The sequence below is a fragment of the Pseudomonas sp. ML2-2023-3 genome (assembly GCF_037055275.1).
Classification (GTDB): domain Bacteria; phylum Pseudomonadota; class Gammaproteobacteria; order Pseudomonadales; family Pseudomonadaceae; genus Aquipseudomonas.
In genome coordinates, this window is sequence record NZ_CP146343.1 from 3,467,268 (window position 1) to 3,488,009 (window position 20,742).

Annotated in this window: 18 protein-coding genes; 13 read left to right on the top strand and 5 right to left on the bottom strand. The window is 58.4% G+C overall.

Annotated features, from left to right (window positions below):
* The first annotated feature begins 470 nt into the window (after window positions 1-470).
* Genes bcsE through bcsC form a run of 9 tightly spaced genes read left to right on the top strand, consistent with a single transcriptional unit; the run spans window position 471 to window position 14,332 of the window.
* Window positions 471-2,018, top strand: coding sequence for a cellulose biosynthesis protein BcsE (bcsE, locus tag V6P94_RS15885; RefSeq protein WP_338647647.1), 1,548 nt, complete (start codon window positions 471-473; stop codon window positions 2,016-2,018).
* Window positions 2,015-2,215, top strand: coding sequence for a cellulose biosynthesis protein BcsF (gene bcsF / locus V6P94_RS15890; RefSeq protein ID WP_133078081.1), 201 nt, complete (start codon window positions 2,015-2,017; stop codon window positions 2,213-2,215). Before bcsE ends, bcsF begins: the two co-directional genes overlap by 4 nt.
* On the top strand, window positions 2,202-3,848 hold the full coding sequence (gene bcsG / locus V6P94_RS15895) for a cellulose biosynthesis protein BcsG (protein ID WP_338647650.1): 1,647 nt from the start codon (window positions 2,202-2,204) through the stop codon (window positions 3,846-3,848). Before bcsF ends, bcsG begins: the two co-directional genes overlap by 14 nt.
* Window positions 3,818-4,054 (top strand): cellulose biosynthesis protein BcsR, encoded by a 237-nt coding sequence (bcsR, locus tag V6P94_RS15900; protein ID WP_133078079.1) that lies wholly within the window; start codon window positions 3,818-3,820, stop codon window positions 4,052-4,054. Before bcsG ends, bcsR begins: the two co-directional genes overlap by 31 nt.
* Window positions 4,051-4,773: a cellulose biosynthesis protein BcsQ gene (bcsQ, locus tag V6P94_RS15905; RefSeq protein ID WP_326397902.1), complete on the top strand. Its 723-nt coding sequence runs from the start codon at window positions 4,051-4,053 to the stop codon at window positions 4,771-4,773. Before bcsR ends, bcsQ begins: the two co-directional genes overlap by 4 nt.
* Window positions 4,770-7,373, top strand: a complete 2,604-nt coding sequence (bcsA, locus tag V6P94_RS15910; RefSeq protein ID WP_326397903.1) for a UDP-forming cellulose synthase catalytic subunit — start codon at window positions 4,770-4,772, stop codon at window positions 7,371-7,373. The genes bcsQ and bcsA overlap by 4 nt, the downstream gene beginning before the upstream one ends.
* A complete protein-coding gene (bcsB, locus tag V6P94_RS15915; RefSeq protein ID WP_326397904.1) occupies window positions 7,370-9,697 on the top strand; it encodes a cellulose biosynthesis cyclic di-GMP-binding regulatory protein BcsB in 2,328 nt (775 codons plus the stop codon). Before bcsA ends, bcsB begins: the two co-directional genes overlap by 4 nt.
* A gap of 4 nt (window positions 9,698-9,701) precedes the next feature.
* On the top strand, window positions 9,702-10,814 hold the full coding sequence (bcsZ, locus tag V6P94_RS15920; protein WP_326397905.1) for a cellulose synthase complex periplasmic endoglucanase BcsZ: 1,113 nt from the start codon (window positions 9,702-9,704) through the stop codon (window positions 10,812-10,814).
* A complete protein-coding gene (gene bcsC / locus V6P94_RS15925) occupies window positions 10,802-14,332 on the top strand; it encodes a cellulose synthase complex outer membrane protein BcsC (RefSeq protein ID WP_326397906.1) in 3,531 nt (1,176 codons plus the stop codon). Before bcsZ ends, bcsC begins: the two co-directional genes overlap by 13 nt.
* A 478-nt stretch (window positions 14,333-14,810) precedes the next feature.
* Here the strand turns inward: bcsC and gorA are convergent, their stop codons facing one another.
* Window positions 14,811-16,169, bottom strand: coding sequence for a glutathione-disulfide reductase (gorA, locus tag V6P94_RS15930; RefSeq protein ID WP_326397907.1), 1,359 nt, complete (start codon window positions 16,167-16,169; stop codon window positions 14,811-14,813).
* Between the two features lie 135 nt (window positions 16,170-16,304).
* Window positions 16,305-17,144, bottom strand: coding sequence for a UTP--glucose-1-phosphate uridylyltransferase GalU (gene galU / locus V6P94_RS15935; protein ID WP_095029362.1), 840 nt, complete (start codon window positions 17,142-17,144; stop codon window positions 16,305-16,307).
* 226 nt (window positions 17,145-17,370) lie between these two features.
* Here galU and V6P94_RS15940 point away from each other — a divergent pair, with 226 nt between their 5' ends.
* The gene (locus V6P94_RS15940) at window positions 17,371-17,559 is read left to right on the top strand and encodes a hypothetical protein (RefSeq protein ID WP_133078072.1); all 189 of its coding nucleotides are present in this window, start codon (window positions 17,371-17,373) and stop codon (window positions 17,557-17,559) included.
* 27 nt (window positions 17,560-17,586) lie between these two features.
* Window positions 17,587-17,868 (top strand): hypothetical protein, encoded by a 282-nt coding sequence (locus V6P94_RS15945; RefSeq protein WP_133078071.1) that lies wholly within the window; start codon window positions 17,587-17,589, stop codon window positions 17,866-17,868.
* A 59-nt stretch (window positions 17,869-17,927) separates the two neighbouring features.
* On the opposite strand, the gene V6P94_RS15950 is transcribed toward V6P94_RS15945, so the two are convergent.
* The 3 genes from V6P94_RS15950 to V6P94_RS15960 form a co-directional block, all read right to left on the bottom strand.
* A complete protein-coding gene (locus V6P94_RS15950) occupies window positions 17,928-18,854 on the bottom strand; it encodes a c-type cytochrome (protein WP_326397908.1) in 927 nt (308 codons plus the stop codon).
* A complete protein-coding gene (locus V6P94_RS15955) occupies window positions 18,851-19,504 on the bottom strand; it encodes a c-type cytochrome (protein WP_338647660.1) in 654 nt (217 codons plus the stop codon). The genes V6P94_RS15950 and V6P94_RS15955 overlap by 4 nt, the downstream gene beginning before the upstream one ends.
* Window positions 19,505-19,688: 184 nt before the next feature.
* Window positions 19,689-20,042, bottom strand: a complete 354-nt coding sequence (locus V6P94_RS15960; RefSeq protein WP_133078068.1) for a hypothetical protein — start codon at window positions 20,040-20,042, stop codon at window positions 19,689-19,691.
* 208 nt (window positions 20,043-20,250) lie between these two features.
* On the opposite strand from V6P94_RS15960, the gene V6P94_RS15965 reads away from it, so the two are divergent.
* Together V6P94_RS15965 and V6P94_RS15970 are read left to right on the top strand one after the other, a co-directional pair.
* Window positions 20,251-20,553: a DUF1883 domain-containing protein gene (locus V6P94_RS15965; protein ID WP_003445729.1), complete on the top strand. Its 303-nt coding sequence runs from the start codon at window positions 20,251-20,253 to the stop codon at window positions 20,551-20,553.
* A gap of 18 nt (window positions 20,554-20,571) precedes the next feature.
* Window positions 20,572-20,739, top strand: a complete 168-nt coding sequence (locus V6P94_RS15970; protein ID WP_219261862.1) for a hypothetical protein — start codon at window positions 20,572-20,574, stop codon at window positions 20,737-20,739.
* Window positions 20,740-20,742 lie beyond the last annotated feature (3 nt).

A 20,742-nucleotide genomic window follows, 5' to 3' on the forward strand; every position in this document is an offset into this window, starting at 1 on the left:
CGCGATGAACCACCTAAGCAATAGCACGCAAAAGGCCCGTCAGAAAGCCGGGAGAGCACTTTAGTCCCCCTTCTACCCCGCCGTCTCAGGCACTTTACACAGCAAAACCTGCCTTGCATGCCCTGCAGCCCTTGCCAGTCAACCCCCACAACCAAAGTGCCAATTTAATGACTTGATTCACATAGGCGGTATTTTTTTGACTTTTTAACGCGGCAAATCATGGGTTTGATAATTTTCCGGTGATAAGCTGCTGACTTTCCGACACAACCTGAGCTGTAGTACTACGCTTGTGACAGACAAAGCAGGCAGCACGCCCATAACAATAAACGGCCAGAATTACTGGGTAACATGTTGACAGTCATATAATTGGCGCCATAAAAGGTTAGCCCCAAAAGGCGCAAGTGATTGTTTTGCATGAATGACAGTACCAGACGCCTCAATAAATGCTTTTCACTGGGGGGACTTTACGCTTGGTTCATATCAGTTTGGCCATCAGCGGATTGCTGGATCAACAGATTGTGTTGCGCGCAGGCGGCTTGTATTGGGTCACGGTCGATCACTCGACTGACGCAAAACTGCTGGCAAGGCAATTTCTTGAAGCATTACCCGAAAGCGTGCCAGCCACGCTGATTGCAGGTGCCGGTTCGGTCCAGCAGATCATCAGCGATATGGCACCCGATCGCGGTCCCGGCAAGCTCAAGCTGTTTGAAATCGCCCAGAGAATCATAGAGCCTGGACTGGCCACGCTGACCCGCGATCTTGGCCGTGCCGGCATACTCCCTTCAAGCCAGATCCTGCTGGTGCTGCCCTCGAACACTTGGGCCGAATCGACTACGGCCATCCAGTTGCAACGCTGGATCGAGCGCATACGCGGGTGGCTGCTTGAGCGCAACGCAACGCTATTGGTGATTACCCACGGCGAAGCTGCGCTGCTGCATGCCCAATTGCTGCAACTTAACCAGACCCTGTCCGGTTTAAGTCGCCTGTACCGCTTCAACGGCGATCTGCGCTACCAATTGCACTTCTGGCACAACGAACTGGGTGTAACTGCTGGCCAGGAATTCAAACTCACCGATAAAGGCAATGCCCTGACGCTGATTCCCCAAGCGGTGGTCGATACCCAGCCACGGGTGGCCGACGATCAGCACGTGTACCTCGCCGAGCGCACCGTACTGGAAGGTGCGCCGCCGATGTCTAAACACTGGTACCTGTTCGAAGGCCGTGAGGCGTTGCTTGAAGCCGCCGAGTCTGCCCGTGCGGCCACCGTTATCGTGGGCATCGACAATAGTTACCAGCTACTCGAACTGGCCCAGCAGCTGCACGACTTACGGGAACATTGCGGCCCCGAACTGAAAATCGTCGTACGTGAAATGGAGCCGTCGGTGCGCTATCGCGACGAGCGCCTGCTGCTGGCGTGTGGCGCCAACATGATCGTTCCCGACGGCACACTGCTTTCCAGGTTCCTGAGCATGATCGAAAGCATTCAGGGCCAACGCTGGCAATACACCCAGAGCATCGACTTCAAGACGCTGCTTGAGCGTCAGCGCCCGCCTCAGATTCGCGGGCTGGTCAGCCCCAATGACTTTTATGAGGCCGTATCGCAGATCTACAGGGACAGCTCAGGTGAAGTGACCCATCAGCTGATGAAGTTCGAGCCTGTACCGGGACTGGGCGAGGAACTGTTTTTGAACCAGATGTGCCTTCGTCGTTTTGGCGACTTCGCCTGCCTGCTGGACGGTGAGCTGTACCTGTTTCTGTTTGCCTGCCGTGCAGATGGACTGGAGCCGGCACTGGGCAACATCTGTCGTCTGCCCTGGCGTGACATGTTCACCCAGCGCCGCATGTTGAGCGGGCCTTCCGACCTGCCTGCACAGACCTTCACAAAGGCCCGGGCGGTACCGGCGCATTTGCATATCCCCGTCGAGGCACCGGCCATCATGCCGACACCGGGCGTCAGTGAGCGTGCACCGCTAAATCCTCAACGATTCACGCTTCCTCTCAGTGAGCCACAGTCATGACGTTCCTTGAGCTGATCGATGTCATTGCATTGACCTGTGTGGTCACCATACTGCTGACGCTGTTCTGGCAGCGCATCCGGATGTTCCTGAAAAAGCATTTCGAGCAGTACCTGTCACCTCGCTATATGAAATCGTGCGGCGTCAGACGTCGCATGCCTGCCAGCCCTGCTCAGAGAACGCCTGATGAGTCTGTTTAAGTCTGACGCACCGGCGCAAAAAATTGCCGGACCCTGGCGCGGCCTGGGAGCCTGGAACCTGTATTTCCTGGCCAAGTTCCTGCTGGCCTGGACAGGGCACCTGAATCTCCAGATATTGCCCAACCTGATTTTTGCGGTGGTGTTGCTGATCCCGATCGCCAACCCTGTGCTGCGCCGTGCGCGCACCCTGATTGCGATCCTGGTGGCCGTGGCGCTGCTGTATCAGGACACCTGGTTCCCGCCCTTCTCCCGGTTGCTGGCACAGCCCGGGGTACTGGATTTCTCCTTTGACTACGTGGTCGAGTTGCTGGGGCGATTCATCGACTGGCAAGTGTGCGCCATGTTGCTGCTGTTGATCGTGGGCTACCTGTTCCTCAATCAGTGGCTGCGCCTGACGACCTTCACCCTGCTGGGTTTTGCCTGGCTGGGCATGGGTAACCTGCAATGGCTGCTGCCCCCTTCGGTCGCGCCACAAATGGCCGGCACTCAAGCCGTTACCGGTGGACAAACCAGCAGCGTGGGCGAGCCTGACGATGCGACGCTCAATGGTTATCTGGACAAGTTTTACCTCACTGAATCGACCCGCAAAGTCGACTTCAAGGAGCCTGTCGTCAAGCCGCCGCCTTTTGACCTGTTGGTGATCAACATTTGCTCCATGGCCTGGGATGACCTTGAAGCCGTGGGCTTGCGCGATAACACGCTGTTCAGTCAGATGGACGTGATTTTCGACAACTTCAACTCGGCCACCGCCTACAGTGGCCCTGCAGCTATCCGTTTGATGCGCGCCAGTTGCGGCCAGACCTCCCATGCACAGCTCTACAAGCAACCGGCAGATCAATGCCTGTTGTTCGATGACTTGCGCAAGCTGGGTTTCTCCAACGAGCTGATGCTCAACCACACGGGTGCATTCGACGGCTTCCTCCAGGAAGTCCGCGAGCAGGGCCAGTTGCCGCCTCCGGCACTGGGCGTAGTCCCTGCAGGCCTGCCAAGGACGTACGTAGGTTTTGATGGCTCACCTATCTGGCGCGACCGCGATGTATTGGGCAAGTGGTGGCAACACCGCATGGCCGAGGACACGCCCAACATGGCGCTGTTCTACAACACCACCAGCCTGCATGACGGCAACCGGCAAGTGCAGTCTGATGGCGGCACCCAGCCAGCTGACTACAGCAGCCGCGCACAGGTCCTGCTCGACGACCTCAATGCGTTCCTCAAGGAACTGCAAAAGAGTGGACGCCGCGTGGTGGTGGCCATCGTTCCCGAACATGGTGCCGCGCTGCATGGTGACCGCATGCAGATTGCCGGGATGCGCGAAATCCCGAGCGACTCGATCACCCACGTACCGGTTGGCATCAAGCTGATCAACATGGGCGATAACGGCCAATCCTCGCCCGTCCATATCAGCGAGCCAAGCAGCTACCTGGCGGTCGCCGAAATCATAGCGCGCCTGTATGCCGACCCGGCACTGAGCAATGGCCAGACCGTGGACTGGTCCAGACTGCTGACCAATCTTCCACAAACCCCGAAAGTATCTGAAAACTCAGGGACCGTCGTGCTTGATTACAACGGCAAGCCCTATGTGCGAATCAAGGAGAACGGCGGATGGCTGCCTTACCCACAGCGGTTCAAATAAGCGCCGATATCCTTTCGCGCAAAGAGCGTGCCGATGATATCGCCCGGCTCAAGTCGATGATGGAATTGCACGCCCTGGAATACATCGACGTGTCGGCGCATATGGAGCTGTTGCAGGCTTTTGAGCGCTGGCCGTTGCTGGCGTATCTGGAGGCGCAGCACACGCCGCCCCTTGATCTGGATAAAGACACGGAGCACACCCCATGATTGCCATGAGTTTGCGTGGCGTGCGCGGTGGCGTGGGTACCAGCTCAACCCTGGCGGCGCTGGGCCATGCGCTGCATGAGCTGGGACAGAGGGTCCTGCTGGTGGACATGTGCCCGGAGAACTCCCTCGGCCTGCATTTCAACATGGACCTGGCACCCTGCGAGGGCTGGGCCCGGGCGACTCTGGATCAGCAACCCTGGCATGAGCATGCATGGTGTGTAGAGCCCGGCCTGTGCGTGCTGCCCTACGGGCAACTGCAACCGGTCGAATTCATCCAGCTCGACGGCCTGCTACTTGAGCAGCCACAACTCTGGAGTCAGCGCCAGGCCGCGATGGCAGACGCCTTTGACTGGATACTGTTCGATCTGCCGCAGCGCTTGCCAGGCCACATGGCCAACCCGCACTGCAGTATTTCAATCATGGTGCTCAACGCCGACGCCGCCTGCCACGTATTGTTGCAACCGCAACTGGCGCAAACGCCGCTGTTTCTGGTCAACCGTTTCGATGCCGCCAGCCAGCTGCAACGGGATCTGCTGCTGATCTGGCAGCACCGCTATGCCCAGGCACTGGTGCCTGTGAACCTGCACGCAGACGAAGCCATGGGTGAAGCCCTGGCCAGAAGCGAGCCCGCAGGACGCTATGCACCCACCAGCCTGATTGCACTGGATGTCATCAGCCTGGCCAGTTGGTGCCTGCTTCGCGGCAGGAGGGCTGAATGATTGCGCACTGGTTCCCCTACACACGCTTGTGGCGTGAGCAGAACTGCACCCGGTTCACGGCCTTTATTCTGGCGCTGATCCAGGCCCTGGGCTGGATCTTTCTGCGCCTTGAGTCGCGCAACTGGAAAGCCTTGCGTGATCAGCACAGACGCCTGTATCCGCACCTGGCCCAGAAGCGATCCACCATTGGCGACCCGTTGCGTTATGTCGTGCAAACCGTGTGGCTGCTGCTGGTGCGTACGCCGAACCTGAACCAGATCGGGCGCCAGCGTTTCCGTCAGCGCCTGGGCTCCTGGGTGTCGTTGGTGCTCAATATTGTCCAGCGTCCGTGGAACCTGCTGTCCAATTCCTTTGCCCATTTACCCACGGCGATCAGCCCGCAGGTCAGTAAAGGCTCCCACTGGTGGAACACCATGCAGTGGCCTCTGCGCAAGGTGCTCTACATCGGCATTGGCATCATCGCACTGGCCTTGATTGTGCTGTGTATCACCGAGCCTTTCGGTTATCTGGCGCAACTGGTGTTCGTGATCCTGTTGTGGGTACTGGCAATGCTGGTGCGCCGCATGCCGGGACGCTTTCCGACCTTGTTGCTGATCGTATTGTCGATCATCGTTTCGTGCCGCTACCTGTGGTGGCGGTACACCTCGACCCTGAACTGGAACGACAATCTGGATCTGATCTGCGGCCTGATTCTGCTGATCGCCGAGACCTACTCCTGGCTGATCCTGTTGCTGGGCTATGTGCAGACCTCATGGCCGCTCAATCGCCAACCGGCGCAATTGCCCGCAGACATGGAGCAATGGCCGGTCGTCGACCTGTTGATTCCGACGTACAACGAAGAGCTGTCCGTAACCCGTGGCACGGTGTACGCCGCGCTTGGCATCGACTGGCCGAAAGACAAGCTGCGCATTCACCTGCTTGATGACGGCAACCGTCCAAGCTTCAAGGCATTCGCCGAAGAGGTGGGCATCAACTACATCGCCCGGACCGACAACCGCCACGCCAAGGCCGGTAACCTCAATCATGCACTGACCTTGATCGACGGCGATCTGGTGGCGATTTTTGACTGCGACCACATGCCTGCCCGCTCCTTCCTGCAGTTGACGGTTGGCTGGTTCCTGCGTGACCCGACCCTGGCGCTGGTACAGACCCCGCACCACTTCCTGTCACCTGATCCGTTCGAGCGCAACCTGGGTACCTTCCGTAACCGCCCCAACGAAGGCGAGCTGTTTTACGGTTTGATCCAGGACGGTAACGACATGTGGAACGCTGCGTTTTTCTGCGGCTCCTGCGCCATCGTGCGCCGTACTGCGATTGACTCCATTGGCGGGTTCGCGGTCGAAACCGTGACCGAAGATGCCCACACCGCCCTGCGCCTGCACCGCAACGGCTGGACCTCGGCCTATCTGCGCATCCCGCAGGCAGCAGGCCTGGCAACCGAGAGCCTGTCGGCGCATATCGGCCAGCGCATCCGCTGGGCACGGGGCATGGTGCAGATTTTCCGCACCGACAACCCGCTGCTGGGCAAGGGCCTGACCATCTTCCAGCGCATCTGCTACACCAACGCCATGATGCACTTCCTGGTGGGGTTGCCACGGCTGGTGTTCCTCACTGCGCCCCTGGCCTTCCTGTTGCTGCACGCCTACATCATCTACGCCCCGGCGGTGATGATCCTGCTGTACGTGTTGCCGCACATGATCCACGCCAGCCTCACCAACTCACGGATGCAAGGCGCCTACCGCCAGACATTCTGGGGCGAGGTGTACGAGACCGTGCTGGCCTGGTACATCGCACGACCCACCACCGTGGCATTGTTCAGCCCGTCGCGGGGCAAGTTCAACGTGACCGCCAAGGGCGGCATGATGGAAGAAAACCAGTTCGACTGGCAGACCGCCAAACCGTATCTGGTGCTGTCGGTGCTCAACGTGGTCGGCCTGGGATTTGCCGTCTGGCGCCTCTTTACCGGGCCAAAGGATGAGATCTTCACCATCCTCGTCAGTGTGCTGTGGGTGATTTACAACCTGCTGATCATTGGTGCTGCGGTTGCCGTTGCGGCCGAGGTGCGCCAGGTGCGCACCACGCACCGTGTACTTGCCCGTTTGCCAGGGGCCATCAGATTGTCCGACGGGCACAGCTACCCTTGTGAACTGGTGGACTACTCGGACGGTGGCGTCGGCCTGCAAGTGAGCCAGGCCCTGCAACTGCCCGTCGGCACACAGGTATCGCTGATCCTTCAGCGGGGCAACCGCGAGTTTGTGTTCACCGGTACTCTGACCCGCTCCAGCGACCGGTTTATCGGCTTGAGCTTTGCCCAGTTGCCGCCCGAACAAAAGATCGAGTTCGTGCAGTGCACCTTTGGCCGCGCCGATGCCTGGCTTGACCACAACAGCGGGTTTGAGGCTGACAAGCCGATCCAGAGTCTCAAGGAGATTCTGGCCCTGGGCGTCAAAGGCTATTACCGCCTTTATGAATACCTGCCCAAGTGGATACGCGTCATCGCGAAACCGTTTTTGCTCATTTTTCAGTGGCTGGGCAGCTTTTTGCCGCGCATGCCCGAAGCACCTACCCCCCTTATCTCCCGGCCAGTGAGCAGATCATGAGTCGTCTATCTAAAAAAGCTATCTTCGCCAGCCTCGCGCTGATGACCTTCGCCTCGCAGCTTATGTCGGCCCCCTTGCCTTTACCTGGCAATTCACCTGTGCCCGCTCCACTGCCCAAGCCGGCGGTCGCCCAGACGGATCAGGTGCTGCCAAGCTGGCCAGTCACCTACTCATTCGAACAGTTGGGGCGAGCCACAGACTCCCTGCTGCTAGGGATCAACAGCTCAGACATGGTGGAGTTCAGCCTGCGTCGCGACCGGATTGCCAGCGATGCCAGCCTGCAGCTGGACTACACGCCCTCACCTGCATTGATCCCGACGCTTTCACATATCCGGGTGTACCTCAACGATGTGCTGATGGGCGTTCTGCCGATTGAGAAAGACCAGCTGGGGCGCAAAACCACGCAGAAAATAGCCCTTGATCCACGGCTGATTTCGGACTTCAACCGCCTGCGGCTGGAGTTTGTCGGTCATTACACCGATATCTGTGAAGACCCGGCCAACAACACGTTGTGGGTCAATATCAGCCGCGGTAGCGCTATTACCTTGCAAGAACAGGCCCTGAGCCTGCAAAACGACCTGGCGTTCTTCCCGCTGCCGTTCTTTGATCCACGCAACAACAGCAAGCTGGAACTGCCATTTGTGTTCGCCGCCAACCCGACGCTGGGTGAACAGAAAGCGGCCACGATCCTGGCCTCTTACTTTGGCAGTCAGTCCAACTGGCGTGGCGCAAGTTTCCCGGTGTCGTTCGATACGCTGCCAGGGGTACAGAACAAGGATGCAGTGCAACCGACCGTAGTCTTCGCCACGAACGATCACCGTCCGGCCTTCATGAGCGACCTGGAAAAATTCCCGGCCGTGACGGCGCCTGTGGTCGAAATGATCGATCACCCGGATGCGCCCTACAGCAAAGTCCTGCTGATCATGGGCCGCAACGAAGAAGACCTGACCACTGCTGCCAAGGCTCTGGCCCTGGGCGGTAATTTGCTGCGCGGTTCGCGCGTTACCATCGACAAGGTTCAGGAGCTGCACCCGCGCAAACCCTACGATGCTCCGGCCTGGATGCGGACCGACCGGCCAGTGCGTTTTGCCGAGCTTATTACCTACCCGCAACAATTGCAGGTCAGCGGGTTGCAGCCGCGTCCCATCACCCTGGATGTAAACCTGCCACCCGATCTTTTCGTGTGGCGTAACCAGGGTATCCCGCTGCGCACTCAATACCGCTACACCGCACCGTCGGCCAATGATGATTCACGCCTCAATATCAGCCTCAACGACCAGTTCATCACCAGCCTCCCGTTGCTGCGCAAAGACACCAGCAACCTGGAAGAGCTGCGCTTGGCGGTGCTGTCCAATGACACCGCAAACGTCAATGAAAAGCTGATCGTACCCTCGCTGAAAATTGGCGACCGCAACCGCCTGCGTTTCGATTTCAACTTTGCCAGCACCGTGGGCAGTTCCCAGCGTGATCGCTGCCAGACCATCCTGCCGGCCAACACCCAGGCCATCATCGATGAAGACTCCACCATCGACATGTCCGGTTATCACCACTACATCAGCATGCCGGACCTCAAGGCATTTGTGCGCAGCGGCTTCCCGTTCAGCCGCATGGCCGACATGTCCGAATCCATCGTGGTGGTTCCAAGCAACGCTTCACCGACACAGATCAGCACCCTGCTTGAAACGGTATCCGGCATTTCTGCCCGCTCCGGCTACCCGGCCTTTGGTGTGCGCCTGAGCGATGACTGGGCGTCGGCGTCCAAGGAGGATGTCGACTTGCTGTTACTGGGCGAGATGGCCCCGGAGTTGCGCGACAACCCGGACATGAGCGTGCTGTTGCAACGTCAGCACGACATGCTGGTGCAGCCTTATGGCACTACTGGCATTGATGCCAACAACCGCCGCGGGCCGTCAACCGACGGTCGCAACACACCGGCCAACAAAACCGAAGTTACGGCCCAGGCACCGATTGCGGCCATGTTGGGCATGCAGTCACCTACCCACAACCAGCGCAGCATTGTCGCATTGCTGGGCAATGAGGATGCCGACTACAACCTGCTGCGCGAGGCCTTGGGCGACAGCGGCAAGCTGGACGCGGTGGCAGGCTCTGTGGCACTGGTTCGCAGCAGCGGCGTCTACAGTCAACTGGTCGGTGATCAATACTTTGTCGGCAACCTGCCGTGGTACCTGCTGTTGTGGTACCAGCTGTCAGAGCACCCGGTATTGCTGGCCATACTGGCAGTGATCAGCGTTCTGCTCAGCGCCTTCCTGCTGTGGCGTGCCCTGAGCTGGGCGGCCAACCGTCGTCTGCACAAGGATGACTAAGGCCATGAAACGACTGGCGGCACTCGCCCTGACTTCGACCTTGGGTTGTCTTCCCCTGGTGGCGAGTGCGGCATCCTGTGACTGGCCCGCCTGGGACAGTTACAAGAAAACCATGATGAGCAGCGACGGGCGCATCATCGATGCCTCGTCGACGCAGTTGATCACGACGTCGGAAGGCCAGAGTTACGGGCTGTTTTTTGCCTTGCTGGCCAACGACAGGAAAAGCTTCACCTCGATTCTCGAATGGACCCGCAATAACCTGGCAGATGGCAGCCTTGAAGGTCATCTGCCTGCCTGGCAATGGGGGCGCGACAAAAGCGGCCAGTGGCACATCCTGGACAGCAACAATGCCAGCGATGCCGATCTGTGGATCGCCTACAGCCTGCTTGAAGCCGGACGCCTGTGGCAGTGGCCCGAGTACGTCGCGCTGGGGCAAAACATCCTCTGGCGCAGTGCGGCCCAAAGCCTGCGCAAATTGCCCCGCCTGGGCCTGATGCTGTTGCCCGGCGATGTGGGGTTCGACAGCCCCAAAGGCTGGCGCATGAACCCCAGCTATCTGCCACCGCAACTGTTGGCACGCTTTGCCCGGATTTCACCGATATGGGCTGAGCTGGCGAGCAATCAGCAGCGCATGTTGATAGAGACTTCACCCAAAGGTTTTGCCCCAGACTGGCTGTTATGGAAAGCCGGTGGTGGCTGGGCTCCCGACACCAAGGACGGCTCCCAAGGCGACTACGATGCCATTCGCGTCTACCTGTGGGTCGGCATGCTGGCTCCAGACGCAGCCAACCGTCAGGTCCTGCAACAGCACTTTGCGCCGATGGCCAACCTGACTCAAACCCTGGGCTATCCACCGGAAAGCGTGAATGCAGTGACCGGTAAATACACCGGAACGGGCCCGGTGGGTTTTTCCGCCGCCATGCTGCCGTTACTGGCAAGTCTGGACTCCCCTGCACTGGCCGTACAACAGGCACGGATCCAGCAACAACCGCCTGCGGCGGATGCTTATTACAACCAGTCGCTGCTGCTGTTTGGCCAGGGCTGGGATGAAGAACGCTATCGCTTTGACAAGGATGGGCAGCTTTTACCTTCGTGGATCAAGACATGCCAAAAATAACAACGTGGGCGTTCCTGCTCGGTGGATTGTCCACTGCAGCCATTGCACAACCGACCACGGTGCAGGAACAGCAACAGTGGCTACTGGAGCAGGTACGTATCGGTGAAGCCATGTACCGGGAAGATCTGGTACGCGCCTCACTGGCACGGCTGCAATTGATCGCCCCCAACGACCCGCAGGCGCTGGTCGCGTCTATACGCCAGGCATTGCTGGACAAGAATCCGGATCTGGCCCGCCAGCGTCTGGCGCAATTGCAAAGCGTTGCCCCCGACTCAGCGGCGCTGCGCCAGGCCCAGAGCCTGATGAAGTTGCAAGACCCGCAAAGCCTCAAAGACCTGCAGCAGGCGCGCCTGTTTGCAGCCGCTGGCCGACCTGAAGAGGCCGCTGCAATTTTCGAGCGACTGTTTGGCAATGCACCACCCGATTTCGCCACGGCGCTGGAGTACCTGCGTATCCGCAGCAATATCCCGGGCCAGCATCCTCAAGTCATCGATCAACTGCGGGCTCTGGATAAGCAATACCCGGGCAACGCCGGGCTGCGCCAAACCCTGGCCGACTTGCTGTTTCGGGAAAAAAGGGCGCCAGAAGCCCTGGTGGTCCTGCAAGAACTGTCCAGCGACCCGATTGCCAGTAACGCCGCCGCAGAGCGTGAGTACACCTACCTCGGCACATTACCCATCGATCGCACTACGGCCCAGGCCTGGCAGGGGTTTATCGCCCGCTACCCCAACTCTCCACTGATCGGTGAGGCCAACAAGAACCTGCAACAACAGCAGCGTTTGCTTGGCGATCCGGCGTGGAACGCGGGGGCTCAAGGCAAACAGATGATTGATCAGTCGCGCAATCCGGTGGCCGCTGAAGGGCAATTGCGCAGCGCCCTCAAACAATATCCGGACGATCCGACCCTCTACGGTGCCCTGGGCATGGCGCTGTTTCGTCAGGGCCGCTATGCCGAAGCCAACACCAGCTTCTCCACGGCGCGAACCAAGGAACAAGACACCTCCAACATCAGCAAGTGGCAGGACCTGATGGACGCCAGCCGCTACCGCATGTTGCTCAGCCAGGGTGACATGGCCCTTGAGCAAAAGAACCTACCAGCGGCACGTAACGCATTTTCTCAGGCCCGCAAGACCAAGCCCGCCGATGCCGACCCACTCATTGGCCTGGCCAGCGTTGCACAGGCCGAGCATGACGATATCCAGGCGGAAGCCTTGCTGTTGCAGGCCCGTCGCCTGGAACCGGGTAATGGCAGCGCCGTCAGGGGGCTGGTTCGCTTATACAGCGCCCAGGACCCGCAAAAGGCCAAGGCATTTCTCAATGGCCTGCCCGCCTCCAGCCAGAAGGAATTCTCCGGGCTGCGCCAGAGCATGGAGCTGGACGAACTGAACCAGCAGGCCGATGCGGCTACCGAGCGCAAGGACTGGCCGCAAGTGGCCGCATTGCTGAGCAAGATCCGCAACCTGAGCCCTGATGAACCCTGGGTGACTTACCGCCTGGCCAACGCCCAGCGCGAGATCAACCAGCCTGGCGCAGCCGATGACAGCTTCAAGCAATTGATGAACCGCCAGGGGCGAAACCCGGAAGCCATCTACGCCTACGCGCTTTATTTGTCGAACACCGATCGCGATGCCAGCGCCCTGAGCGCGCTGGAGAAATTGCCCACGGCGCAATGGACCGACTCCATGCGTGAGCTGGACTCACGCCTGCAGCGCAACGTACTGGTTGCCCGCGCCGAACGCCTGCGCGCAGAAGGTCATGAACCGCAAGCCATTGCCCTGTTGATGCAAACCAGCGACAGCGACGACCTGATGACCGTCGCTGGCTGGGCCCAGGAGCGCGGCGACTTCGAGCAAGCGCAAAGCCTGTATGGCCAGGTGCTGAAGAAGGATCCCGCCAATACCGGGGCACGACTGGGGCAAATCGAAACCCTGATTGCCAACCGGCAACTGCCTGCAGCCCGGCAACAACTGGCACAGTTCAATCCGGCCCCCGGCACCGTATTGACCTCTTCCGAACAACGACGGGTGGCCAATGCCTGGGTCGCCGTGGGCGAGCCTGACAAAGCCCGGGCCATCTACGCGCAACTGCTCAAGTCACCCCAGGCCGATCCGCTGGTGTACCGCGATGCGGCGCGGCTGATGTCGGTCAAGGAGCCGCAACAGGCACTGGATTACTACTCCAAGAGTATGGCTGCCGCGGGCCTGATTACTCCTGAGCAGGCCAACCCTCGCGACAACCGCGCAATGACCATGGCCAGTCGCGAGAAGGACGATGATCAGTGGCTGGCCCGTAGCCTGCGCAGCGACGTGGATGAGCTGTACCAGCGGCAAAATCCTACGGTCCACCTGTACACCGATTACGGGTGGCGCTCGGACAACGCCTCTGCCGGTACATCAGATACGGATACCCGCACCACCATCCTGCAACTGGACCTGCCAGTGGCGGATGGCACCGGCTTTTTACGTGCAGAACAGCTGAATATGGATGCGGGTAAATTCAGTGCCGATCCCGACGGGTTGGTTCGCGAAAATTACGGTACCTGCGCCGTGAAATACAACGTCAAGGGCACTACCAGCCCCGACTTGTCAGGTTGCGAAGACAGTTCCCAGTCGGTCAACGGCACCATGATGGCCGCTGGCTGGAAGAACGAAGTCTGGAATGTCGACATCGGTCGCACGCCGGACAACTTCAAAGTGCCCAACTGGCTGGGCGGCGTGGCCTACAGCAGCAAGTTCGAGTCCGTGGGCTGGACCCTGACCGGCTCGCGTCGCCCCTTGAGCAACTCGATCCTGTCCTATGCCGGTGCCACAGACCCCATTACAGGGATTACCTGGGGCGGTGTCACCTCCAACGGCCTGACCTTGAGCCTGAGCCACGACGAGGGTGGCGTGGACGGCGTATGGGCCAGCTTCGGCCAGCACTGGTTGCGCGGCAAGAACGTGGAAGACAACCACAAGAGCACGGCCATGGCCGGTTACTACTATCGTTTGGTCGAACGCGCCGACGAACGTATGCGCACCGGTCTGACGCTGATGTACTGGGGGTATGACAAGGACTTGAGTGAGTACACCCTGGGCCAGGGCGGCTACTACAGCCCGCAGAAGTACTATTCGATTGGCGTGCCGCTGAACTATGCGTTCCGTACCGCCAACTGGTCGGTGGCCCTGGAGAGCTCGGTGAGCTGGTCGTATGCCAAGACTGACGCCAATGACCTTTACCCACTCAGCGGGCTGAACGACAAGCTGATCCAGGGACTGGACGAGCGAGGCTTCCAGCTGGCCGACGGCCTGGGCCAGACGTCAGGCGGCAGCAGTACGGGTATCGGCTACCGCCTGCAAGGACTGGTGGAGCGCAGGCTGTCGGACCATCTGGTGTTGGGAGGCGGTTTGCTCTATCAGCACAGTGACAGCTACGCACCCAGCCGGGCGATGCTCTATCTGCGTTATACCTTCGACGTCTGGCAGGGCAACTTGCCATTGCCGGTACAGCCGTTGATTCCGTATGCCGACTTCAGGTAATCACGCACAGCACCTGTAGCCGCTGAGGAGCGAAGCGAGGCTGCGTTCGGTTGGTGCGCCACTGCGACGCAGCCTTCGTTCCTTCGGCAGCTGCTTGTATGTTGGCGCTAAAACGTTTTGTGCAAGGTTCTGTGGCTTCTGCGATGTATTTTGCTTTTGCTTTTGCTGGAGCCACACGTATGTCCAGACGACGCGAATGCCCATCACAGAAGGCCGAACGCAGGTGCTGTTATGGGGGTGGCGCGGCAGGACGCCGCGCCAGCCGCGATGGGCCATGGATGGCCCAACACGGCTCTCCCGGCATCCATCCCGGTCGACCCACTACGCAGAACCTCCTCTCGGCCTCCCGAAGGGCAGGCAGATCAAAAACCAGTGCAAAAACAAGATCAACTGCCCGCCGAGGCGGCCTACAGGCCGACCTTTTTAGCGGTGCACATTGCTCTGAACAGGTCGGCTGGCAACAGAGTATCTACAGGTTTTAGCGTTTAACCGGTGTACGCATGGTCACAAACTCTTCGGCGGCCGTCGGGTGTACCCCGATGGTTTCGTCAAAGTGCTGTTTGGTCGCCCCCGCCTTCAAGGCAATCGCCAGTCCCTGCACGATCTCTCCCGCTTCCGGGCCAACCATGTGGCAACCCAGCACCTTGTCGGTGTCGGCATCGACCACCAGCTTCATCAGCGTACGTTCCTGGCATTCGGTCAGGGTCAGTTTCATGGGCCGGAAGCTGCTCTCGAAAATCTGCACCTTGTGCCCGGTTTCAACCGCCTGCTCTTCGCTCAAGCCCACTGTGCCGATGTTGGGCAGGCTGAACACCGCTGTCGGGATCATTTGGTAATCCACCGGGCGATATTGCTCAGGCTTGAACAGGCGGCGTGCCACGGCCATGCCTTCAGCGAGTGCCACCGGGGTCAGCTGCACGCGACCGATCACATCACCGATAGCCAGAATCGACGGTTCGCCACTCTGGTACAGATCGTCCACTTCAACAAAACCGCGCTTGTCGAATTTGACCCCGGTGTTCTCCAGGCCCAGGTTATCGAGCATCGGACGACGACCCGTGGCGTAGAACACACAATCGGCGACCAGCTCACGACCGTCTTTGAGCGTGGCCTTGAGGCTGCCGTCAGGCTGCTTGTCGATGCGCTCAATATCGGCGTTGAACTGAACATCCATGCCGCGCTTGGTCAGCTCTTCGTGCAAATGCTTGCGCACCGCACCGTCAAAACCGCGCAGGAACATGTCACCGCGATACAGCAAGGAGGTTTTGGCCCCCAGGCCGTGGAAAATCCCCGCGAACTCAACGGCGATATACCCCCCGCCCACGACCAGTACACGCTTGGGCAACTCTTTGAGAAAGAACGCTTCGTTGGAGCTGATCGCGTGCTCATGGCCCGGGATCTCGGGGATCTGCGGCCAGCCACCGGTGGCGATCAGAATATGTTTGGCGGTGTGGCGCTGACCATTGACTTCAACTTCGTTGGGCCCGGTCAGTTTGGCGTGACCTTCCATCAAGGTGACGCCGCTGTTCACCAGCAAGTTGCGGTAAATGCCGTTCAGGCGATGGATTTCGCGGTCCTTGTTAGCAATCAGGGTCGCCCAATCAAAGTTCGCCTCTCCCAGGCTCCAGCCAAAACCTGAAGCCTGATCAAAATCTTCAGCAAAATGCGCACCGTAAACCAGCAGCTTTTTAGGTACGCACCCCACGTTGACGCATGTCCCGCCCAAATAGCGGCTTTCGGCTACGGCTACTTTCGCGCCGAAACCTGCAGCAAAACGGGCCGCGCGTACACCGCCAGAACCCGCACCAATCACAAACAGATCAAATTCGTAGGCCATTTCTATCTCCCAGGCAGGCCATCAGCATAATCACTTCGGCGCGATTGACCAGCGCCGCAGCTTGCCGAAGGCAAAAAAACGAAAAAGCCACCCGAGGGTGGCTTTCTCTTGAAGCTCTCTACAACTCGGCGCTAATTAGTAAGCCTTGCCGGTTTTGTAGAAGTTTTCGAAGCAGAAGTTGGTTGCTTCGATGTAGCCTTCAGCGCCGCCGCAGTCAAAGCGTTGGCCTTTGAATTTGTACGCGATCACGCAACCGTTTTGCGCCTGTTTCATCAGGGCGTCGGTGATCTGGATTTCACCGCCTTTGCCTGGCTCGGTCTGTTTGATCAGATCGAAGATGTCCGGGGTCAGGATGTAACGACCGATGATCGCCAGGTTCGACGGTGCATCTTCAGGTGCCGGTTTTTCAACCATGTTGCGCACGCGGTACAGGTCATCACCAATCAGGTCGCCAGCGATCACGCCGTACTTGTTGGTCTCTGCAGGATCAACTTCCTGGATGGCGATGATGGTGCAGCGGTACTGGTTGTACAGCTTGACCATCTGCGTCAGGACGCCGTCGCCTTCCAGGTTGACGCACAAGTCGTCCGCCAGTACTACGGCAAAGGGTTCGTCGCCGATCAGTGGGCGACCGGTCAGAATCGCATGACCCAGGCCTTTCATTTCGGTTTGACGAGTGTAAGAGAACGAACACTCGCTCAGCAGACGACGGATACCCACCAGGTACTTTTCTTTGTCAGTGCCCTTGATCTGGTTTTCCAGCTCGTAGCTGATGTCAAAGTGGTCTTCCAGAGCGCGCTTGCCACGGCCCGTTACGATGGAAATTTCAGTCAAGCCAGCGTCCAGTGCTTCTTCAACCCCGTACTGGATCAGTGGCTTGTTCACCACCGGCAGCATTTCTTTAGGCATGGCCTTTGTCGCTGGCAAAAAGCGAGTGCCGTAACCGGCTGCTGGGAACAAGCATTTCTTGATCATATGAGTCCTTTAAAGGGCTGTACGTTCCAATTTTGGCGCAGTCTAATCAGGCGGCATCGACGTTACAATGCCTCTCGATAGCAAACTGATGCCAACCTAGATAAATATTTTGAGCGTTAGTTCCTTTGCCTTTGATTTTGAGTGTTGGTCGGTCGTGTTTAGCAACACCCGTGTTGCGCTTGCGCTATCATCAGGCCATTAATCCAGGCAATCAGGCAGTTCTTCGATGTCCGCAACAATCAGCGTCAATGGTTATGAAATCAAGCCCAACGAAAAGGGCGAGTGGTGCGTGTTTAATGCATCCGGTGAAAACGTTGCAGGTCCATTTGACTCGCAACAGGTTGCCTCTGAAGTTGCCTCGGTTTTCCAGGACCAGCCTGCCCCACCTGCTCGCCGACGCAACAAATCAAACTAATCCTACTGACGTGATAACACTACCTCGATGAAAAACATTCTGACATTACTCGTACTGGTTACATTGGGCGGTTGTGCCACAGCGTCCAATACCTACCTGGCCGACGGCAAGCAAGGATTGAGCATAGACTGCTCTGGCGAAGCCATGTCGTGGGCCAAGTGCTACGAGAAAGCGGAAGCCTCTTGTGCCGGCACCGGCTATACCATCATTGGCACTGATGGCTCGCCTGCAGTCAAAGAGCGCGACAAGACACTGGGCGTCGACGTCGGTAATTTCAACAGCCGAAATATCGTGGTGGCTTGCAAATAGCTTGCCGACAAGACTCGGCTGATGCCGCTAAAGCCCGTGGCTTTAGCGGCATTCAGGGATTACTTGACGCCTTGACCGATCAACACCCCATTAATGGTTTGGCCATAAGCATTGACGCCGTCATTGGCGTGAAACTTGACCCGGGTTCTTTCCACTGATCCTTCAACCAACCGCGGATCCTGCGGCCGTTCGTGGGTGTTTACATACGCCGCCACATCCCAGGCTTGTTGGTCACTCAAGCTGTTGGCCTTGCCCAGCGGCATATTGTGTTTGATGAACGAGGCAGCGGTATTGATCCGGTGCATGCCCGCCCCCCAGTTGTATGAATCTTTGCCCCACAGCGGCGGCATTACGTAGTCCCCTCCCGACTTCTGCCCTTGTCCGCTGTCACCGTGGCAAATGGCGCATTGATCCTTGTACACCGCCGCACCGCGCGTCAGGTTGTAACCCCCTTCAGGCTCGGGTACGTCCGGGTATCCGCGGCCAGGCAACTCAACCCCCGTAGGAGCCTTGGTCGAAAGCCAGTAGGCATAGGTCGACAGCGCAGTGATCTCTCTACTGTCGGCCGCTGGAGGCGTGCCACCGTTCATGCTGAATTGAAAACACCCCTGCAAGCGCTCGGCAAAGGTGTTGACCTTGTCGTTCTTCTTTCGGTACGCCGGGTACATAGGGTAAGCGCCCCAGAGTGGTGCCGAATTGGCCATGCGGCCCTGGTCCAGGTGGCAATTGGTGCAGTTAAGCCCGTTGCCCACAAATTGCGGTGCCTGGCGTTTCGTGTCGACAAACAGGGCGTAGCCGTCCAGGACCATTTTGCCGTAGGCGTTGTCCGGCAATTCACTTTGCAGTGGCGGTTGAAAATAGACCGTAGCCTGATCGGCTGTGGCGGGTGTCTGAATCTGGGACTGGTCTTCCATCGCAATGGTCGCGGCATAAGCCCCGGAGCTCAGGAAGATCGAAATGGCACACACTGGCGTCAGCATTTTCATGGGGAAACCTCCTTGTGACCCACATTGGCGAAATACTCGGACACCGCCTTGATTTCATCCTCGGTCATGGCCTTGGCGATATGGCCCATCAAGTCATTGGGATCATTGTGCCGGGTGCCCTCTCGCCACGCATTCAACTGCGCCGTCAGGTACAACGCAGGTTGATTGGCCAATGGCGGGAAAGCACTCCCCACCCCCACCCCGCCAGGCCCATGACAACTGACACACTCAGGGATCTGCCGATCCCAGGCGCCGCGCAGGGCCAGTTTTTCGCCCAGGGACGTGGGCATGCTGCTACGATTGATGGCAGGCACTTCAGGTGCTGGCATCGCCGCGATGGCAGTGGTGACAGCCGTTATTTCCTGGTCGGTCAGCGCCTTGGCCAGCGGTTGCATCACGGGACTGACCCGTTTGCCGCTTTGAAAATCGTGCAACTGCTTGCTCAGGTAGTCGGCAGAAATACCGGCTAGTCGCGGAAAACCGGCTGGCGCAAGCCCCATGCCATCTGCCCCGTGGCATGCCACGCAGGCGGTAGCGCCCGGCAGGGCTCCACCTTGCAGGTAGATGTTTGGGGACGGCTGCGCCGCCTGAACGTGGGTGAAGACGAGCAACATCAGGCTGCCAAGAAGCGTTGGTTTAAGTGGAATCATGGCCACTCCATTATTGTTATAAGCTTAGGCCTACAAAATATAAGCACATAGAGCCTAGGAGACTTCCCTGCCCCTCACAACATTGAATTGAGCCTGATCCGAACGCGAGGCGAAAAAAAACCTGACACCGCGCAAGACAGTTGTCAGGTTCGGGGGGCTGTGGAGCGCTGACTGAAACGCCCGCTCACTCGCCTGAAATACAGTGTGTAGCGGCCTTGCGGATGTCGCCCGGTCGAACCGGCACATTCGACATGCTTTCGTAGACCTTGATGCTGCTACCACCGGAGCGTTCTTCTATATCAATGACCGCAGTAGGATTAGACGTCAGCTTTTGCGGGACGATGATTCGAAATCCTTCCTTGTGCGGTTCTATCTGTGGTGCCCTGCGCGTGTTGGACAGTTGCTGCACCAGGCATTGAGCGTAAGCATCAGGCTTCTTGCCAGAAATCACACTCATGGTGGGAAGAGTCTGCTCAATATCCGTGACGGATGCACAACCACCCAAAGCCAGCACCACCGCTAGTACGCCCCACTTCATATACGTTCTCCGTTAAAGACCCTACGACAGCAGAAATTCAGGATTTCTCCCTGGGCATAGTGAATAAATACTCAATAGTGGCGGATTATCCACGTTTTACGTCAAACTCACCTGCATCACGGCATAATACTCGGCTTTAGCCCCCTGACTGGACTAAAGCACATGCTATCGTGCTGATTTTTAAGCAGATTCCCATTCTGGAGCCCAAATGAAATTTATTCACCAGCGTGAGCACCTCAACGAGGATGACATTGTAGTCATCGAGTGCTCCCAACCTTGCAACATCCGCCTGATGAGCGATGCGCACTTTCGCAGTTTCAAGAACGGTGGGCGCCACTCCTACCACGGCGGCGCGTTCAAAGATTTTCCGGCCAGAATCACTGCACCGAGCACCGGTTTCTGGAACATCACCATTGACACCGTCACCAGCCGGGCAATCAGCGTAACCCGCAAGCCGAGCTTCCAGCCGACCATTAAAATCGTGCGTCGCTCCAGCTCCAAACTTCGCTAAACCAAGGCAGGAATTACCGTGCAAACCACCAAGTACGTCATCAAGTACAAACTCAATGGCGAACGCCGCTTCGAGTTTGCCCAGCTTCAGACTGGCTCGGAAACTGAAGCCCGCGAAGCACTTGAGAAGATCCACAGCGATGCCGACGATGTCATCACCGATATCAAGGCAAGCAAGGCGCTCTAAAGT

Bases quoted from the DNA above. Each gene is read 5' to 3' on its own strand.
- V6P94_RS15940 (WP_133078072.1), top strand. From the start codon at position 17,371: ATGTCCGCAACAATCAGCGTCAATGGTTATGAAATCAAGCCCAACGAA.
- bcsB (WP_326397904.1), top strand. From the start codon at position 7,370: ATGAGTCGTCTATCTAAAAAAGCTATCTTCGCCAGCCTCGCGCTGATG.
- bcsZ (WP_326397905.1), top strand. From the start codon at position 9,702: ATGAAACGACTGGCGGCACTCGCCCTGACTTCGACCTTGGGTTGTCTT.
- bcsC (WP_326397906.1), top strand. From the start codon at position 10,802: ATGCCAAAAATAACAACGTGGGCGTTCCTGCTCGGTGGATTGTCCACT.
- V6P94_RS15960 (WP_133078068.1), bottom strand. From the start codon at position 20,042: ATGAAGTGGGGCGTACTAGCGGTGGTGCTGGCTTTGGGTGGTTGTGCA.
- bcsR (WP_133078079.1), top strand. From the start codon at position 3,818: ATGGCTGCCTTACCCACAGCGGTTCAAATAAGCGCCGATATCCTTTCG.
- V6P94_RS15955 (WP_338647660.1), bottom strand. From the start codon at position 19,504: ATGATTCCACTTAAACCAACGCTTCTTGGCAGCCTGATGTTGCTCGTC.
- bcsF (WP_133078081.1), top strand. From the start codon at position 2,015: ATGACGTTCCTTGAGCTGATCGATGTCATTGCATTGACCTGTGTGGTC.
- bcsQ (WP_326397902.1), top strand. From the start codon at position 4,051: ATGATTGCCATGAGTTTGCGTGGCGTGCGCGGTGGCGTGGGTACCAGC.
- V6P94_RS15950 (WP_326397908.1), bottom strand. From the start codon at position 18,854: ATGAAAATGCTGACGCCAGTGTGTGCCATTTCGATCTTCCTGAGCTCC.
- galU (WP_095029362.1), bottom strand. From the start codon at position 17,144: ATGATCAAGAAATGCTTGTTCCCAGCAGCCGGTTACGGCACTCGCTTT.
- V6P94_RS15965 (WP_003445729.1), top strand. From the start codon at position 20,251: ATGAAATTTATTCACCAGCGTGAGCACCTCAACGAGGATGACATTGTA.
- gorA (WP_326397907.1), bottom strand. From the start codon at position 16,169: ATGGCCTACGAATTTGATCTGTTTGTGATTGGTGCGGGTTCTGGCGGT.
- bcsA (WP_326397903.1), top strand. From the start codon at position 4,770: ATGATTGCGCACTGGTTCCCCTACACACGCTTGTGGCGTGAGCAGAAC.
- bcsG (WP_338647650.1), top strand. From the start codon at position 2,202: ATGAGTCTGTTTAAGTCTGACGCACCGGCGCAAAAAATTGCCGGACCC.
- V6P94_RS15945 (WP_133078071.1), top strand. From the start codon at position 17,587: ATGAAAAACATTCTGACATTACTCGTACTGGTTACATTGGGCGGTTGT.